The 17,808-nt window shown below is 49.6% G+C and carries 13 protein-coding genes; 8 read left to right on the plus strand and 5 right to left on the minus strand.

Annotation, left to right across the window (positions count from 1 at the left end; all coding sequences use genetic code 11):
• Positions 1–204 precede the first annotated feature (204 nt).
• Positions 205–453, minus strand: coding sequence for a helix-turn-helix domain-containing protein (locus tag H8K29_RS01985; RefSeq protein WP_222611388.1), 249 nt, complete (start codon positions 451–453; stop codon positions 205–207).
• Between the two features lie 75 nt (positions 454–528).
• On the opposite strand from H8K29_RS01985, the gene H8K29_RS01990 reads away from it, so the two are divergent.
• From H8K29_RS01990 to H8K29_RS02020, 7 genes are all read left to right on the plus strand, one after another.
• Positions 529–861 (plus strand): hypothetical protein, encoded by a 333-nt coding sequence (locus H8K29_RS01990; protein WP_186896203.1) that lies wholly within the window; start codon positions 529–531, stop codon positions 859–861.
• 833 nt (positions 862–1,694) lie between these two features.
• Complete coding sequence (ccoG, locus tag H8K29_RS01995; RefSeq protein ID WP_186896204.1) at positions 1,695–3,095, plus strand: cytochrome c oxidase accessory protein CcoG; 1,401 nt, start codon at positions 1,695–1,697, stop codon at positions 3,093–3,095.
• 120 nt (positions 3,096–3,215) lie between these two features.
• A complete protein-coding gene (locus tag H8K29_RS02000; protein ID WP_186896205.1) occupies positions 3,216–4,631 on the plus strand; it encodes a PLP-dependent aminotransferase family protein in 1,416 nt (471 codons plus the stop codon).
• A gap of 187 nt (positions 4,632–4,818) precedes the next feature.
• Entirely contained in the window at positions 4,819–5,463 is a 645-nt protein-coding gene (maiA, locus tag H8K29_RS02005; protein ID WP_186896206.1) for a maleylacetoacetate isomerase, read from the plus strand.
• A 103-nt stretch (positions 5,464–5,566) separates the two neighbouring features.
• Positions 5,567–5,827 (plus strand): ParD-like family protein, encoded by a 261-nt coding sequence (locus H8K29_RS02010; protein ID WP_186883840.1) that lies wholly within the window; start codon positions 5,567–5,569, stop codon positions 5,825–5,827.
• Positions 5,824–6,621 (plus strand): type I methionyl aminopeptidase, encoded by a 798-nt coding sequence (gene map / locus H8K29_RS02015; protein ID WP_186896207.1) that lies wholly within the window; start codon positions 5,824–5,826, stop codon positions 6,619–6,621. Before H8K29_RS02010 ends, map begins: the two co-directional genes overlap by 4 nt.
• 432 nt (positions 6,622–7,053) lie before the next feature.
• On the plus strand, positions 7,054–8,598 hold the full coding sequence (locus H8K29_RS02020; RefSeq protein WP_186896208.1) for a DUF5666 domain-containing protein: 1,545 nt from the start codon (positions 7,054–7,056) through the stop codon (positions 8,596–8,598).
• Between the two features lie 109 nt (positions 8,599–8,707).
• On the opposite strand, the gene ybaL is transcribed toward H8K29_RS02020, so the two are convergent.
• The 4 genes from ybaL to H8K29_RS02040 all read right to left on the minus strand — a co-directional run bounded on the left by ybaL (position 8,708) and on the right by H8K29_RS02040 (position 16,467).
• A complete protein-coding gene (gene ybaL / locus H8K29_RS02025; RefSeq protein ID WP_186896209.1) occupies positions 8,708–10,426 on the minus strand; it encodes a YbaL family putative K(+) efflux transporter in 1,719 nt (572 codons plus the stop codon).
• A gap of 404 nt (positions 10,427–10,830) precedes the next feature.
• Positions 10,831–11,796: a cation diffusion facilitator family transporter gene (locus tag H8K29_RS02030; protein WP_222611403.1), complete on the minus strand. Its 966-nt coding sequence runs from the start codon at positions 11,794–11,796 to the stop codon at positions 10,831–10,833.
• Positions 11,797–11,956: 160 nt separating this feature from the next.
• Positions 11,957–13,558, minus strand: coding sequence for an HD domain-containing phosphohydrolase (locus H8K29_RS02035; RefSeq protein ID WP_370527117.1), 1,602 nt, complete (start codon positions 13,556–13,558; stop codon positions 11,957–11,959).
• Between the two features lie 257 nt (positions 13,559–13,815).
• Positions 13,816–16,467 carry a hypothetical protein gene (locus tag H8K29_RS02040; RefSeq protein ID WP_186896211.1) on the minus strand — a complete coding sequence of 884 codons (2,652 nt, stop codon included), beginning with the start codon at positions 16,465–16,467 and terminating at the stop codon, positions 13,816–13,818.
• A 460-nt stretch (positions 16,468–16,927) separates the two neighbouring features.
• Here H8K29_RS02040 and H8K29_RS02045 point away from each other — a divergent pair, with 460 nt between their 5' ends.
• Complete coding sequence (locus H8K29_RS02045; RefSeq protein WP_186896212.1) at positions 16,928–17,797, plus strand: cysteine hydrolase; 870 nt, start codon at positions 16,928–16,930, stop codon at positions 17,795–17,797.
• Positions 17,798–17,808: the final 11 nt, after the last annotated feature.

The following is a 17,808-nucleotide window of genomic DNA, read 5'->3' on the forward strand; positions in this document are numbered from 1 at the left end:
ATTTGACATCAAAATTCAGCCGCCTGCTACAACCCCTCTTTGACGAGAGCAAGATTCCGCGTTTCTTGGCGCCCTTTTAGACAGCTGTCACGACTCGGATTCCAGTCCATGCGTACCGCGTTATTGACGAGGATGACCATCGTGCTGGGAAGAGAGCGGCTATATTGAAGGTGATAAACCGATAGAGGGTGCGCTGGTTAAACCTTATTCCTGGTTGGATTTTTTTGTGAGACTCAATTCAAACTCAACATCGATTAGCATTTTTGACGGAGACGTTCCTAATGCTTTTGCTAACTTAAACATAATACGAATCGTTGGTTGATTAACTCCACGCTCAATTAAGCTAACAAAATTTCTTTCCACACCGGCTTCCAACGCAAGTTGCTCTTGCGACAATTCTGCCTCCTTACGTAGGCGTCGCAACACATAACCAAAAACGACCGCTGGATCCAAACATTTCTCCCAATATGTTGGGAGAAATAGTGTTCTTCGGTTAATATTAAGTCTTCACAATATATTGGTAATTTTGTGAAAATCAACGCGTGCTTACTAATTAATATCGGCATTTCAATGGTTGCGATGACTCGGCAATCAGAAAAAAGATTGGACCTAAATATGGCTATAAAGAATTGGATTGGCTTCTGCTCAATCGTCTTCCTTCTAATTGCTTGCGAACCAGCAAGAGAACCTGTTGAGAAATTGAGTTACGAGCAATTACAAAAAATTTCTGATTCTTGTTTCTCTAATGGGATAATTGCAACAGATAATTATTGCAAAGAAGTGGAGCTGGTTTTCGAAACTCAACGATCAGAGCGTAAAGAAAAGGCTCGCCTTGCGAAACTGTTCGCAGAACATCATTAACTTAAATTTAACAAAATTATAGCAACTGTCATTTAGGCGGAAATTTTTTGCCTGTTTAAAACATATCAAGTGTTGACAACATGATTTGATAATTTGAGAAGTATTAATGAAACTACTGTCGCCATCGTCAATGTTTTTTTATAGTATTTCTGTGAGACGCCAGCAAGTCTTGGCTTTTGCGAATGATCGGCTATCGATTCGATAATGTTTTTAACTCTTTCTGATGAGTCAAAATTATTCGCTTATTTGAAATAACTGCACGACAGTGGCATTAATTAAAATAAAGAAAATAGAAAAATGGGTAACAAGCGGACTATTCCGTTTGTTACCCATTTTTCTATTCAATAGCTTATTGAAGGAAATTTTCACTAATTCCGAGAAACGTTTTTCATTTCAATGAGACAATTTTCATTAAATTTGAGATCCTACAAAACATCCCTAATCTGCTCCGCTGAATTTCCATCTGATATGGTTTTTCATCCATTTCTGCCACTGTTTTTTGCTTCTGCTCCGTAGCACACTGGCACCGTCAATACCAGTGGTGATGGTTCATGGTGGGGGATGCGGTGGTGGGTGTTCTGCATCGGTTTTATCTGAACTGTCTCTTTTTATATCCACAGGACTGACGCAAAACCGCCACGGTGGCGTGATGGCTAGCGGTGATACAGCTTTTGCAGATGTGCATTGCTTGCATCGCTGGCGCTGATGGCGATGTTCTGTGAATCCATGTGAGGCCATGCCTTGCCGGAACAAGTTTGCGTTATTCCTCATCCGTTGTCGTGTGCACTATGCGGTGGCGGGGATTAATTTCTGTTTTTCTATTGAGTGAAATGATGAGTCAGGCAGACGCACGCGTATCCGTAGTGAGTATTTACAGGAAGTTTGATGACATTTATGTCCGGCAGTCTAAGGGGCGGTATACCAACTGGCGCTGGTTTTTTGTCTGGCTCACGCAATGCGTGTTTTATTGTTCGCCGTGGATGAGCTGGAATGGGCGGCAGGCGGTGTTGTTTGATCTTGCTGCGCGTAAGTTTTATTTGTTTGGTCTGGTGTTGTTCCCGCAGGATTTCATTTTTCTGGCGGTGTTGCTGATCATCTGCGCTTATTCCTTATTTCTGTTCACGGCAGTGACGGGGCGGGTCTGGTGTGGGTTTTCTTGTCCGCAAACGGTGTACACCGAGATTTTCATGTGGATAGAAAATAAGATCGAGGGGCCGCGCAGTGCGCGTATGCGGCTGGCGAAGCAGTCGATGAATCTGGAAAAATTCACTAAAAAATTCAGCAAGCATACGGTGTGGGGATTGATTGGTATCTGGACGGGGTTTACCTTCGTCGGCTATTTCATTCCTGTGCATTTGCTGGGTAGCGAAGTGCTGAGTTTTTCTTTGGGGCGGTGGGAAGCATTCTGGATCTTGTTTTATGGTTTCGCGACTTACGGCAATGCGGGTTTCATGCGTGAGCAGATGTGCCGTTACCTGTGTCCGTATGCGCGCTTTCAGGGTTCGATGTTTGATAAAGACACGCTGGTTGTCAGTTACGACAAAGCGCGCGGCGAGCCACGGAATGTGTTGAATAAATCTGACCCTGCGATGATCGCCAAAGGCGGTTGTATCGATTGCTCTATGTGCGTGCAGGTATGCCCGACGGGTATCGATATCCGTAATGGCTTGCAGCATGATTGCATCGGTTGCGCGGCCTGCGTCGATGCCTGCGATAGTGTGATGGATAAGATAGGCTCACCCCGCGGCCTGATTCGCTTCACGACAGAAAATGCAGTGCAGAACGGGCTGACAACGAAGCAGATCATGCGCAATATTCTGCGTCCACGGGTGCTCATTTATAGTCTGATTCTGATGTCGATGGTAGGCGCATTTGCTTATACACTGACGACGCATGTGCCGTTAAAAATGAATGTGATTCGCGATCGCGGTAATATGGGGCGGATAGTGAATGATGGCGCGGTAGAAAATGTGTATCGCCTGCATATCATGAATTCGGATGAGCAGGCGCATCGTTATCAGATTCGTGTCAGCGGCATTCCGAATATCATGCTGGAAACGGCCAATGAAGTGACGCTGAGCCCGACAGAATCCAGAATCGTACCGGTGACGGTGCGGGTGCCAGATGGTAGTGGTGTGCAGGGTGCTAATCCTATTCATATCGAATTGCAGGCGCTGGATAATGAGCAGGTGAAAATTTCTGAAAAAGCGACGTTCTTCGTTCCACGCCAGTAGCCTGCTGAGTGTGCTTATAGCGGCGACGTGCTGATAAACCTACGCAATAATGCGCTGGTCAGCACCGCTGCAATTCAGGTATAACTGTGTTGAAAAGATGGCTGCGCAGATAGAAAAAATATGAAATTGTATGAGACCCTGGCGGAAGATATCGCCCAATCCATCCGCACCGGAGTCATGAAACTCGGGGACAAATTGCCATCGGTACGTGAGACCAGTATCAGTCGCAGTGTCAGCCCGTCTACTGTTTTTGAAGCTTATTATTTACTGGAAGCGCGTGGGCTGATACGGTCCAAAGAGCGCAGTGGCTATTACGTGATTGCGGGCGCAAAAAAGCTGCCGCCGGAACCGGAGCGCGTTTCCAGCCCAGCCAGCAGTTCGACTGAAGTGGATGTCAGTCGGCTGGTATTTGATATTCTGGAAGCGTCCAAAATGCGCGATGTTGCGCCTTTTGGTTCGGCGTTTCCTAGCCCCTTATTGTTTCCGTTTGATAAGCTCGCCAGTTCAATGAATGCCAGCATGCGGGTGATGGATCCGTGGAGCACAGTCGATGATCTGACTCCCGGCAGCATACATTTACGGCGACAGATTGCCTTGCGTTATCTGGTCAGCGGTATGCATGTGCATACCGACGACATCATCATCACCAGCGGCGCACTGGATGCACTGAATTTATGTCTGCTGGCAGTGACCAGACCGGGCGATGCGGTGATTATTGAGTCCCCCAGTTTTTACGGTGCCTTGCAGGCACTCGAACGTCTGGGTCTTAGGGCAATTGAAGTGCCAACGCATCCGCGTGAAGGCGTCGATCTGAATGCGCTGGCGCAGGCGATAGAACAGCATCAGCCGAAAGCATGCTGGCTGATGACGAATTTCCAGAATCCTCTTGGCAGCCAGATGTCGGACGAAAAAAAGCGCGCGCTGGTGGAACTGATTACCCGTTACGAATTGCCGCTGATTGAAGACGATGTGTATGCCGAGTTGTATTTCGGCGAGCGCCGCCCGTTGCCGGCAAAAGCCTTTGATAGCAAAGGGCTGGTCATGCATTGTTCGTCGTTTTCCAAATCATTGGCACCGGGCTTTCGCGTCGGTTGGGCGATGCCGGGGCGTTTTACCAGCGCGGTCGCCAGACATAAACTGACGACGACCTTATCGGCGTCTGTTCCGGCACAAGAGGCGCTGGCGGATTATCTGGCGAAGGGGCAGTTTGATCGCCATTTGCGGCAGTTGCGGCATGTTTTATCGGTGCAGCAAAGCGCGGTGATTGAGGCGATAGCCCGTTATTTTCCGGCAGAGACAAAAGCGACGCGGCCGGGTGGCGGCTATTTTTCGTGGGTAGAATTGCCCGCGCATGTGGATGCCTTAGAGGTACATCGGCGGGCATTATCATTGGGCATCAGTGTCGCGCCGGGGCCGATGTTTTCAGCGCAACGGCATTTCAAAAACTGTTTGCGTATCAATTATGGACATCGCTTTGATGCGCGTATGGATGCGGCCTTGCAGACACTGGGGAAATTGGTGATCAGCCTGATGTGATGGTCGAGGCCGGTGCGGTGATGAATGGCGAACGCAAGATCAGGGAAAATTCGACGCAAATTTCGCACAAGATAAGCGAACGTTAGCGCTCAAACTTCAATAGAATACAGTGGCTGTATTTTCTGGTTATGCGAGTAAAGGTTGCGCTGATAACCGACTGATCAATCATCACACTGAAATTTCTTCCATGAAGCTGTATACCTATTTCCGCAGCTCGGCTGCTTATCGTGTCCGCATTGCGCTGAATCTGAAACAACTGCCGTATGACGCCGTGGCTGTGCATTTGCTGCGCGATGGTGGTCAGCAGAAGCAGGCGGAATACAAACAGAAAAGCCCGCTAGGCATCGTCCCTGCGCTGGAGACTGAACATGCGGTGTTCACGCAGTCGCTGGCGATCATCGAATGGTTAGATGAAACTTATCCGCAAGTCGCTTTGTTGCCCGACGATGCCGACGGACGCGCTCGCGTCAGAGCGATTGCGCAGACCATCGCCTGTGATATTCATCCTCTGAATAATTTGCGGGTACTCGCTTATCTGACAAAAAATATCGGCATCACTGAAGAGCAGAAAAATGACTGGTACCGGCATTGGGTCAATGAAGGGCTGGCAGCGGTTGAGCAATTGCTGGCCAACGATCCGCGCACCGGCATTTTTTGCCATGGCGATACGCCGGGACTGGCGGATTGCTGCCTGATCCCGCAGGTATTCAATGCCCGGCGTTTTCAATGTCCGCTGGACGACTTACCCGTGATCAGCCGCATCGTTGCTGCATGTGAGTCGCTGGAAGCATTTCAACTGGCGGCACCAGCACAGCAATTTGATGCGGAATAGTTTGCACGTCGTCGCTCGGGGCTAGAAAAGGCGCTGGCTGGCAACGCTTGCCTAGCTTTATGGTAATATATGAATTGTTTATGTTTCATATATAAGAAAAGCCATGGGCATCGTAAAAATTTCCGAACAAATGCATGAGAATCTGCGTGTTGCCAGCAATGCGCTCTCTCGTTCTATCAACGCGCAGGCTGAACACTGGATGCGTATCGGCATGTTGGCCGAAATCTACCCTGATCTGGATCACCGCGATATCTGTCAGTTGCTGATTCGTGCCGAACAGGCCGGTGGTTTCGATCTGGCGACTTTATCGTCTATCCGTACCGCCGGACCAGGCACAGGTGCCGCCGTCGGAGGTGTGCAATGAGAGGCGCTAAAGTAAAAATCAATACGCCGGACGAAATCGCCATGTCACGTGCCGCCGGCAAATTGGCGGCAGCGGTGCTGGATATGATTACGCCGCATGTCAAACCGGGCGTCAGTACCGAAGAGTTGGATAAGCTGTGCCATGATTACATCGTGGATGAACTCAAGGCGATTCCTGCCAATATCGGCTATCACGGTTTCCCAAAAACGATTTGCGCTTCGGTGAATCACGTGGTTTGTCATGGTATTCCGTCATCGACAAAAATTCTGAAAAAAGGCGATATCGTTAACATTGACGTTGCCGTCATCAAAGACGGCTGGTTTGGTGATACCAGCCGCATGTATTTTGCCGGAGAGCCCAGCCCACAGGCACGCCGACTGGTGAATACGACCTATGAGGCAATGCGGGCGGGCATCATGCAGGTGCGCCCAGGTGCGACACTGGGCGATGTCGGCCATGCGATCCAGACCATTGCGCATCGCGATGGTTTCAACGTGGTACGTGAGTACTGCGGCCACGGTATCGGCAAAATTTATCATGATGAACCGCAGGTACTGCATTACGGCAAACGTGGTGAAGGTTTGCGCCTCGAAGAAGGCATGATTTTCACGATAGAACCGATGATCAATGCCGGAAAACGCGGCGTCAAAGAATTGCAGGACGGTTGGACTGTCGTCACGCAGGATCATTCCTTGTCGGCACAATGGGAACATATGGTGGTGGTGACTGCCAACGGTTTTGAAGTGCTGACTCCGTGGCCAGACGGCACTGGCGCTTACGAAGCGATTGCCTGATCTGTATTAGATCAACCCCGTGTGCTGATGTTGGCACGGGGTTATTGTCGCTATGTTCAGATTCTTCCAGATAACTGAGCTGGTATCCACACAACATGACGTCGTCTGCGGTCTGGGTAATATACAGATCGTCAGATGGCGGCTCATCAATCAATCGACAGGCTTGCTGGCAATGGGTTTCCGGCCGATTGCCTTGCCTGCACGATCTACATATTCCTTGATCAGATACTGACTCAGGATATGGTTTCTCTTCAGACACAGACGACGTATTTTTTCCTCTGACAACGTCTTTTGCAGATTGTGACTGCATTGGTACAACTTAATTTTGCCTTAAGTTTTACTGCACATACTTTTGCCGACAGTCTGATCACTTCTCTTCCGATCTGCTGTGTCAGTCATATTCACAAACATAAGACAAAAGGAGAATCCAACATGATCAGATCTTCAGGTTTTACTCGCCAATGGCAATCCCGAATTCAATTGATGACTACCAGCGCTGGTGCATTGCTTGTGCTGAGCGCTTGTGGTGGTGGCTGTAGCAGCACATCGGTGTCATCCCCGCCTCAGTCAGCAGTCAATCCAGCGCTTGCAGTGAGTACCTATACCGGGCCGGTGGCAGGTCTAGGTTCTATCATTGTGAATGGCGTTCGCTTTGAAACTGTGGGCGCGTTTGTGCATGATGGCGATGATCCTTATGGCTCGGCGAAATATCAATCTGTGATTGGGCTTGGCACGACGGTCGCGGTGGCGGGAAATGTAGATGAAAAAAGTGCTGCTGGCAGCGCTTCAGATATCCGTATTGTTGGTGGATTGCGTGGAAAAATTACCGGAATTGATCTGCAACTTGGCACTTTGCGTGTTAACGATCAGTTGGTGAAGGTGACGAACAATACGGTATTTGATGGCAATACAACGACGCTTGCCGGGTTACTCGTCGGTAATCAGATTGAGGTGTATGGGTTGCCTCAGGCCGACGGCAGTTTTGTTGCAACACGGATCGAGTCGTATGCAGAGACGTCAGGCGCAATCAGCGGTGTTGCATTGCGCGGGATCGTTGCATCAACAACTGCGGGCAATGACAGTTTCACTCTGGCGAACGGTATCAGCGTATCTTATAGCGCCGACAAAGTTGTTCCCAAAGGTGCGTTGATTCGCGTTGGCTCTGATGTCCGGATTATTTCTGCTGCGGCACCTGTCAGCGGCAAACTCGTTGCAACGAAAGTGTTGGTGTTGGGCGCAGGTGAGTTGACTTCCGCCAGTTCCACATTTGCCACCGGCAGCATCGTCAAAATAAAAGGTATTGTTGATTCGGTCAGCGGCACCAGTATTGTTGTCTCGGGCACCAAAGTCGACATCGGTAATTTACCTGCTCCGGCGATTGGTGCAGTGGTTGAGGTGAAAGGTAGCCTGTCGTCGGTCGGCACTATTGTTGCCAGCCAGATTGAACTCGAAGGGAATGGCCGCAGCGTAGATGTATTGGGCGTCAATGGTCAGGTTATTTATACCGGTAGCTATAAGCAGGAACTGTATGGCATTGTGGGGAATTATGTCTCTCTCTCCAGCTTTACAGTACAAGGTGTGCAGGTCGATGCGAGTAAAGCCCGCTTTGAGTATGGCGTCAGTACTCTCGCGAACAATAGTTATGTCGAGATAAAAGGTAATCTGGTGAATGGCATACTGGTGGCGACGAAGGTTGAGCTGAAAGGGGCGACGACAGGTATTTCAACCGGAACCGGCAATAGCAGTGATTTGTCGAGTGGCAATCGTAATTTCGAAATCTATGCCACTCTGAGCTGCACCAGCTACCCTGCAACTTGCTCGTTGACTGGCAGCTCTGTATTAAATGCAAATTTGTCAGCAGCCCGTTGGGAAGATGGCGGTCAGTATGTGAATGGGATGTATGTCGAAGCGAAGGGATATCTTGATGCGAAAGGAGTTTTTCAGGTCATCAAGATTGAAGCTAAGAAAAAGCGCTGAAAAGCGCGCTCAAACGCGGACAAAAAACGCTGTAACTTTATCTGTATTGAAACTGCTTTAGTGCTGAAAAAAGATCGCCCGATTGTAAAGCGGGCGATCTTTTTTTTTTTTAATGAGAATGTGCTGGGGTGCTCGTTGTGCCTGGTGCGAAGCGATCCAGAACGTGGCTGGTCATGCCCTTGGCTAATTCTTCTTCACCAAAGAATACGGAACCGATACCCTCGTTGTGTAACAGGACGGATTCTTCTTCGTTATGGGTACGCAGAATGATTTCGATAGCCGGGTTGAGCGTGCGTGCCGTTTCAGCCATCTGGCGGACGTTGATCGTATCCGGTGTCGCCACCACCAGCATTGCTGCATTGGCGATATGTGCCTGAATCAGCACAGCCGGATCGCCTGCATTACCTGACACGGCGGCGCGACCGTTTTTACGTAAATCTTCTACCACTTCACGGTTTTGTTCTGCCACAACGTAAGGAATACCGCGCTCATCCAGTGCTTTCGCAATCCGTCTGCCAACCCGACCATAGCCGACCAGCACGACTTGTCCTTCCAGATATTTGCGCTCAGTAGTCATAGGCAGTTCAGCGTAAGGATCGAGATTGACTTCCAGACGGCGCGCGAGCGCTGAACGATCTAGTATCCAGCGGCGGAACGGTGATATCGCGGTAAAGACGAAGGAATTCAGTGCGATAGAAATCAGTGCGCCCGCCAGAATCAGATTGACACCTTCGGCCGGTAACAAACCGATGGATTTTCCGAGCCCGGCCAGAATGAACGAGAATTCACCGATCTGAGCGAGGCTGGCGGCAATCGTCAGCGCCGTATTCAGCGGATATTTAAAGGCCAGAACCAGCGTGGCCGCCGGGATGGAGTTACCCAGCAGGATAATCGCAACCACGCCCAATACATGCAGCGGCCGGTCAACCAGCACCGACGGATCAAACAACATACCGACCGAGACGAAAAACAGCACTGAGAATGCGTCGCGTAAAGGCAGCGATTCTTCTGCGGCACGATGACTGAATTCGGATTCGCGCATGACTGAACCCGCAAAAAATGCACCGAGCGCGAATGACACTTTGAATAATTCGGCCGCACCATAGGCAATACCAATCGCTGTTGCGATCACGGATAATGTAAACAATTCACGCGAACCGGTGCGCGCAACCTGCCACAACATCCACGGCAGCAGGCGTCGTCCAACGACCAGCATCAGCACAATAAATGCAGTGACTTGCAGCAGTGTCTGACCTATTGTTGACCACAAAGAACTGCTGTTGGCCACTGCAGTATGACTGCCGAGTATGCCAGCCAATGCTGGCAGCAACACCAATACCATGACCGTTACCAGATCCTGTACCACCAGCCAGCCTACGGCAATTTTGCCATTCATGGTATCGAGCAGATTGCGTGCTTCTAATGACTTCAGCAACACTACCGTGCTGGCACAGGATAAGGACAAGCCGAATACCAGCGCCGCACCAAATGACCAGCCCCACCACGAGGCAAGCCCGATACCGAGTAAAGCGGCACATCCCATCTGCACGATGGCTCCCGGCACGGCGAGACGTTTGACCGCAAGCAGGTCGGCAGGCGAAAAATGCAGGCCCACGCCGAACATCAGTAACATGATGCCGATTTCAGAAAGCTGCGAAGCGATATTGACGTCGGCCACAAAGCCTGGCGACGCCGGTCCGATAATGATGCCCGCTACAAGATAACCAACTAAGGCGGGTACTTTAATCCGTTCAGCGATGAAGCCGAGAATGAGTGCGACACCAAAAGCGGCCGCGACAGTGGTGATCAGAGATACGCCGTGATCCATTCAATCCCTTTCTTCAGACAGCCCGGTGAGCATGACTGACAATGTTACTGAGGTGATACCAGTGCGGGCACTGGCGCAGAAGCTTTCCTGGTCTCTGCCGTGGATGGCAAGACGATACGCAGCATGTGCGTGGAAAGGTAGTGTATCGCAGAGCGTGTGGTTACCATTCGATCAAGCTCAATGGTGGTGCCTGCGTGTGAATTTTTTCTATAATACTTTGCTATAGCAAGCTCAGACAAGCAATCTGTGTTTGTACAGAAAGATGACGCGATTGCAGTGACTGCATTTACGGTCACCGCATATAAACTGCGTGAGTTGAAATGCGGTTGGAAGTGAGGCAAGATAGTGGCCTGAGCGTCTGCAGTTCGCCCATCTGCAAACGCTCAGGCCGGCCATTCATTTTTTCAGGGCTTGCTGACCTGTTCTCTATGATCCCGGTCTGGACGTTTCCAGGGATCGATGTGTGTCATCAGGTTGAGTACCCGGTGTCGCATCATCACGCGTTGCCGGGCTTCGACGGCGATGTCGTGTCCTGCTTCCACCGTGATTGTCGCATCGACTTCAATATGCGCATCAACCACGATCATGTCGCCCATCTTGCGGGTATGCACATCATGCACATCAATCACACCCGGGGTTTCCAGCAGTGTCTGACGTATTGCCTGTACTTCCTGATCATCGGCAGCGCGATCCATCAGGTCATGCAGCGCTTCCCAGCTGAACTCCCAGCCCATCTTCGCCACCATAAAGCCGACGATCAGCGCCGCAATCGGGTCAAGAATCGGGTAACCAGCCAGATTGCCGATAATACCCAAAGCGACCACCAGCGAAGAGGCTGCATCTGAGCGGGCGTGCCAGGCATTGGCAACGAGCATGCTGGATTTTACTTTTTGCGCAATTTTCAGCATGTAACGAAATAACAGCTCTTTGGAAATCAACGCGCTGCCAGCGACCCACAAAGCAATGCTGTGCACCTGAGGCACGCTTTCCGGTGATTCCAGCTTTCTGAATGCTGACCATAACATGCCGATACCAACGGCTAACAATAACATGCCAAGTATCAGCGAGGCTGCTGTTTCAAAACGCTGATGTCCATAAGGATGATCTTCATCCGCATCTTTTTTACTGTGATGGCTGGCAAACAGAACGACAAAGTCTGCTACCAGATCGGATAGCGAGTGTATGCCGTCGGCGATCAGTGCCTGTGATTTTCCGAATATACCGACGCTGATCTGCAGCGCGGTCAGCGCAAGATTGACGACAACGCTGGTCCAGGTGCTGCGTGCGGCAGCGGCGTTGCGTTCTGCCGCAGTTTTATAGTCATCTTCTGTGTCGTCATGCGTATCGTTGTGCATATCGTTGTGCATCATCATAAATTTGATTCGACATTTCCTGAGCTGATCAGCGTCGCGCGGATGAAACTCTCAATGAAATGATGTTCTGTGAAAAAATTATATTTAATAGAATAAACGATCTGTCTTCCGGGTAAAAAGTCAGCCGCGTGGATCTCTCGCTGTATCTGGCTTCCGATCAGAGATGATCCGGCAAAGGTAATGCAAAATTTTCCTCTCTGAACATCCGGGCACAAACAGCAACATATTCAGCATCTAGCTGTTTACCTGCAAGCAGTTCAATTTCATGCAGTGCTTTTTCTATACCTAAAGCCGGTCGATAAGGTCGATACGAGGCCATTGCTTCGACGATATCAGCGATCGCCAGTACGCGTGCTTCCGGCAGAATTTCATTTCCCTGCAATCCACGCGGATAGCCGGAACCATCTATTTTTTCGTGATGTTGATAAACAATTTCTGCAACAGGCCACGGGAACGGTATATCTTTCAGTATCGTGTAACCGGTGTACGGATGTTCACTCATCAATAGAAACTCAGCATCACTCAGGCGCTTCGGTTTGGTCAGAATTTCAATCGGAATCGCAATTTTTCCTATGTCATGCACGACTGCTGCCATTTGCAGTGCTTGCAAGCGATCGCTACTCCAACCCAGCCGCTGCGCAATGCCACAGGCAATTACAGACACTCTGTCCTGATGACCTGAAGTATAAGGGTCACGATTTTCCATTGTTTTTGCCATCGCACGGATTGCCGCGCCCAAGGCATTGGATAAGTTCAACTGTGCTGCTTCACGCTGCTGCCGTTCGCTGTCGATAACGGCATTCTGAGCAAATTTATTCAGCCCGTGCGCAATTTCTCCCGCCAGATGCTCGAATAATTCCAGCATAGTTTTGCCGAAGGTCTCAGGCTCTGACGAATAAACCGTTAAGGCGCCATGTTGATCGTGTTGATATTTGAATGGAACGGCAACGCTGGCACGAATATTTTCCTGTTTTGCTTTTTCACTCCATGGTGTAAAACCGGGATTGGTTTCAGCGTCTTTCATCATCTGGGTGAGGCCGCTGCGTATCGCCAGCCCGGTCGGGCCTTGTCCCCAGGGACTGTCTTCTGCCCAACTGACGGACAAATCCGTCAGATAGTTTTTGCTGCAACCGGATCCGGCGGCAATACGCACACGTTTGTCTGCGGTGTTTTCGGCGATACCAACCCAGGCTAGAACGTAGCGATGTTCGTGCGTTAAGGCGTCGCATACCAACTGCATTAACTCTTCAGCTGAACTTGCTTGGGACAGTGCCAGTGCGGCGCTGGCATACGCTGATAACTCCCATTTCTTCGCCGCCAGTTCATATTCAGTGTCTGTGATGGTTTGCAGATTTCTGAAACTGCCTATCAGCTGGTAACTACCCTGGTTTTCAAACATCGTTGCCAGTGAGACTTCCACCGGGATCAGTTGCGTTGTCTTTGTCTGTATATACAGCTCTTTGAGAACGGCCGGTGTCGATATGGTGAGCAGAGTCGTGCGCAGGGAGCTGCGCTCGTTTTCTGGAAACAACAACTGATATGACATGCCTATCAATTCTGCCCGACCATATCCGGTCAGTAATTCACTTGCCCGGTTCACATCAAGCAACTGACCAGAAGCCATATCTATTGCAAACAGGGGAAACATTGAGTGATTCCAGGCCATCGTATGTAAATCTTCATTACTTGCCGTTTTATTTATATCGGCTACAGGGATGTCCATATTTGAATAATCACTAAATTTATTATTGAATAACATGCGTGGTTTGGTGGCCGATATCCGCGGCCTGAGCTCAAACGCAGAGGGATATAACAAGTCACACAGGAAGTGTGCGCATTGTAATAGATATGGCTGTAATTATCTTGATTCGCCGGATGACAATTATTGTTAACTGCGATTCTGCGGCAGGTGGTGTTGAGCGGGAACAGTGACGGCAGTGGTTGCCGTCAATCAGAAAAAAATGAGCGGATACAAATAAAAAAAGCCCGCAGTCAAAAGAGTGCGGGCTGTTCTTATTAATGCTGAGTTCTTCGTATTGAATCTAAATGCCTCGGCAACAGATTCGGGTCTTCATAGACCAGATTTCGTGGCCTGTCACTCATCGTATCTTTACGGACAATTTCTTTGACCGGCTGCATCGTTGGCAATACGGCACCAGAATTTACACCCTGGAAAGTACGCGCTAATGGCAACACAAGATTATCCCAGTCGTTGTAATCCTTGAGCACCCTCAGGCTTGTCGTCGTATCCGGATTGTGGATGTTGAACGCAAATGTGCCGCTCGTCTGGCTATTGCTGTTGTCCCAATCCGCGTAAGCGCCAGCAACTGCGCCACGGCCGATATTCAGCGATTCGTTCAGGTTATTTTCATCCAGATCGATACTGCTGCCGTTCGAATAATCCATGATAAAGCTGTTGCCGCAAGGCGAATTATCGATGTTGCAGATGTTGAGACCAGTAGCCTTGGCGTAGGTTTTGTTGGTCAGATAAAAACGGTTGGCTGCCTGAGTACTACTTGGATTTGCGCTTAAGCCTGGGAAACTATACATGTAGTTCATGATGCTGTAATAGTTGGGCTTGTAATTATTGCTTTCATTACCGCCATGTGAAAGGCCCAGGTTATGACCAAACTCATGCATCAGCGTTGCAGCTTGGGCATTAATCAGATAGGTGACTTGTGTGCCGGCAGTAGTTTTGAAGCCGCAATTCCCTAATGTGATAATAAAATCATTGCCATTGACCTCACCGAGGCCGCTGGAACCACAACTGCCATCCACTTGCTGAGACTGTCCCATAATGACGTAATGGAAAATCAGCTTACGGCGTACATCGAGGTTAGTCCGTTTTACATCGTACAGATTGGTACAGCCGGACGTCGTGACCTTGTCATATTCCATTACCAGACACGGTGTGTAAGGGACGGATTTACCGCCACCAAGGTTGAACGCTCCCGGATTGATTGTCGGCGAGAATAAATTACCTGCATCAATATGTAATGCGATTTTTTTCTTGCCGGCACTGTAGACTTTATTGGCAAAAGTATCGACCAATTTTTGTGCAGCTTCCGGACGCAAAATGATGCCGGGATCATTGCTGTTCATACTGTCAATTTGCATGAACACATCACGTTGACCAGGGCGGGCACCCATAGCATAGAGATCCAGCCCGGCAAAAGTTTTACCATTGATTTTTGCGCTGTCAGGGATGCCGTCGCCATCAGAGTCAACCACGCCGACACCGACATCATTCGGGCCTGCTGGCGTAGCAAAGTTCACTGAAGACCAGTCCGAGCCTGTATTGGTATCCGTCATTCCTGATGCAGCAAGGCGGACGATCGAGTAGCCATATTGGTTTTTATCATAGGGAAGAGCTGGCGCATTTGCACCTGTCCAAGCACTAGTCGTTGTCGGGCTCGTGCCATTGCTACCAAAGCGAACGATATCAGCAGTTTGTCCGCCTTTGAGCAACTCAATAAAACCTGATGATGTCCAGAAAGGTTTTTGTGAACTACCTCCAACATACACAATCTGCTTGCTGTTGACAGGGTTGCTTATTGTACTGCTTGAAATAACCAAATACGATTTCGGAGGGATAGTGACCGAAGGTAACGTAAAAGTCATTGGCGATGAATAAATCAGTCCCTTATCGGTATCCAGATAAGTGCTACGCAACGTATAGTCGGCCAAATTGATGGCAGTCGTTGAATTTGGATTGTAGACTTCGAACCATGTGGAACCGTTATTGTAATAATCCGACGAGACTTCAGAAATCAGCAGATTTTTTGCTGTTTCCGCTGCAACAGGCTCTGTATTAAAGACAAAACGCTGCACATTGATTTTGTTGCCGTCTGTGAGTGTCATGACACCGGTGGTATTGCTGGTCATGTCAAAGCTGACCACGCCCGGATTAGTTGACGAGAGGGACGCTGGTTTATAGCCTCCAAACATGGATTGACCGTTAGAGTAGGATTCCAGGTTGCCACTGATCAGATTCGGCGCCAGTAATTTTGCGCTGCTGACATACCATGTCGGCAAACCATTGTCCTGATACATGAAGCTGCCGATGAAGGCTTGCGCTCCTTGGGCTTCGATAAAGAAACCGCGTCCACCTTCTTCCGGATTCCACCACCAGCCACTTTGGAACTGGTCAGTAGAAGGCTGGAACGCGGTTGGGGTTGAAATCGGAAAAGCCTGAAGCGCGATCACCGTTGTCGCATTGCTGCCTGAGCTCGTGACGCTTAACTGACCGGTTGTGCTGCTGTCGAAAGATGCAGTTGCCGTTGCGTAGGTCGTTGGTTGCGCTTGTTTATAGGTGCCCAGCAGAGATTGACCACCGGTATAGCGCAGGAAATCGCCACGGTAACTACCATCAGGCTGTTGATTCATGGTGCTGACATACCAGGTTGACTCACCCGTTGTTTCATACATGAAACCGGCAACGAACAACTGGCTGCCCTGACGTTCAATCGCAAAACCCCGGCCACCTTCCGCCGGATTCCAGAACCATCCAGTTCTCGGTTGAACATAGTTTGCAGCCATCGCTTGCACGGAATTTCCGGCCGCGTTGTTGCTGTTGGTTGAACTTGTGTCCGGCGTACTGCCGCCACAAGCAGCCAGCGTGGCGATCAGCACGCTGCAGACGAAAGACTTAAGTAAATGACTGAGCATAATTTGTCTGGTTTGATTTAAGAATAAGCTAAGTTCCGGCAGACGATGTGATTGCACACTCTGATCCACGTTTGAAGCTTAGTTTTTACAAAAGGGGTGTTACGGGTAGAAACAGAGGAAGTATTGTTCAACATCTGTCTTTATTCAATCCCGAATTCAGTTGATACAAGGTAAGAATCTTACAGAAGTATGAATCTTTGCATGACCTTGACTCAGATGAAGGAATCTTTACATATTCTACATTGTTAAGAGTAGAAAAGTTGCATATTGATAATGGCTACAGATTTTTCAGAAGCCTTGAACATTATTGTGTTTTTTTATACACAAATATGGCATTCCCAGCCTGATAGTCGAAACGAAAGAACAGACAAATTCAACGGCGATCTGGCACTCAACTCAGGCACTTCATGAACGATCTTGCGTCATGGCATAAAATCATGCCTTCAGCACAGGAAAGTTTATGAAACGTAATCTGCATCTCCTCCTCATTGACCCGCAAAATGATTTTTGTGATGTTCCCGCCGATTATCTGATGACCGACCCTGTCAGCCGACAAATCGTCACTCCCGCTTTACCTGTGGCGGGGGCACATGCCGATATGTTGCGAATTGCAGAACTCATAGAACGCGCTGGCGCTGGGCTGTCCGACATTAGTATCACGCTGGATTCCCATCACCGTTATGACATCGCCCATCCGCCTTTCTGGATGGATGCGAGTAAAAACGCGATCGCACCGTTCACCGTGATTTCGGCGCGGGATGTCAGGGATGGACTCTATCTGCCACGTCAGTCGCAATCACTCGCCCGCACACTCGCGTATCTGGAAAGCCTGGAAAAAAACGGGCGGTATCAACTGATGGTGTGGCCGGTGCACTGCGAAATCGGTAGCTGGGGACATAATGTTCATGCGGATGTGCGGGCGGCTTATGGTCGCTGGGAGGAAACTGGCAGCAGCGTCGCGATGAAACTGATCAAAGGCAGCAATCCCTGGACTGAACATTATTCTGCGGTGATGGCAGAAGTACCGGACCCGCAAGACCCTGCAACGCAGCTGAACCGCAGCTTTATCGACAGCTTGGCTGGAGCCGATCAGATCTACATTGCGGGCGAGGCTGGTAGCCATTGCGTCAAAGCGACAACAGAACACATCGTTGCACACTTTGATCCGACGCAGTTGTCAAAGCTGGTATTGCTGAGTGACTGCATCAGCCCGGTAGCAGGGTTTGAGGCGCAATATGCCAGTTTCCTTCACGATATGCAGCAACGCGGTATGCAGATTGCCGCTGCCGCCGATGTGTTGCCCGAATTAGTAGCGAATCAGGCGCGCTGAATTTCATGCGC

The organism is Undibacterium sp. CY21W (assembly GCF_014284265.1).
GTDB classification, from domain to species: Bacteria; Pseudomonadota; Gammaproteobacteria; order Burkholderiales; family Burkholderiaceae_D; genus Undibacterium; species Undibacterium aquatile.

What these genes read in the sequence shown, in the direction of transcription:
- map (WP_186896207.1), top strand. Translation starts at nt 5,824, where the DNA reads ATGAGAGGCGCTAAAGTAAAAATCAATACGCCGGACGAAATCGCCATG.
- H8K29_RS02035 (WP_370527117.1), bottom strand. Translation starts at nt 13,558, where the DNA reads ATGTTATTCAATAATAAATTTAGTGATTATTCAAATATGGACATCCCT.
- H8K29_RS02000 (WP_186896205.1), top strand. Translation starts at nt 3,216, where the DNA reads ATGAAATTGTATGAGACCCTGGCGGAAGATATCGCCCAATCCATCCGC.
- maiA (WP_186896206.1), top strand. Translation starts at nt 4,819, where the DNA reads ATGAAGCTGTATACCTATTTCCGCAGCTCGGCTGCTTATCGTGTCCGC.
- H8K29_RS02010 (WP_186883840.1), top strand. Translation starts at nt 5,567, where the DNA reads ATGGGCATCGTAAAAATTTCCGAACAAATGCATGAGAATCTGCGTGTT.
- H8K29_RS02030 (WP_222611403.1), bottom strand. Translation starts at nt 11,796, where the DNA reads ATGATGCACAACGATATGCACAACGATACGCATGACGACACAGAAGAT.
- H8K29_RS02045 (WP_186896212.1), top strand. Translation starts at nt 16,928, where the DNA reads ATGAAACGTAATCTGCATCTCCTCCTCATTGACCCGCAAAATGATTTT.
- H8K29_RS02020 (WP_186896208.1), top strand. Translation starts at nt 7,054, where the DNA reads ATGATCAGATCTTCAGGTTTTACTCGCCAATGGCAATCCCGAATTCAA.
- ccoG (WP_186896204.1), top strand. Translation starts at nt 1,695, where the DNA reads ATGAGTCAGGCAGACGCACGCGTATCCGTAGTGAGTATTTACAGGAAG.
- ybaL (WP_186896209.1), bottom strand. Translation starts at nt 10,426, where the DNA reads ATGGATCACGGCGTATCTCTGATCACCACTGTCGCGGCCGCTTTTGGT.
- H8K29_RS02040 (WP_186896211.1), bottom strand. Translation starts at nt 16,467, where the DNA reads ATGCTCAGTCATTTACTTAAGTCTTTCGTCTGCAGCGTGCTGATCGCC.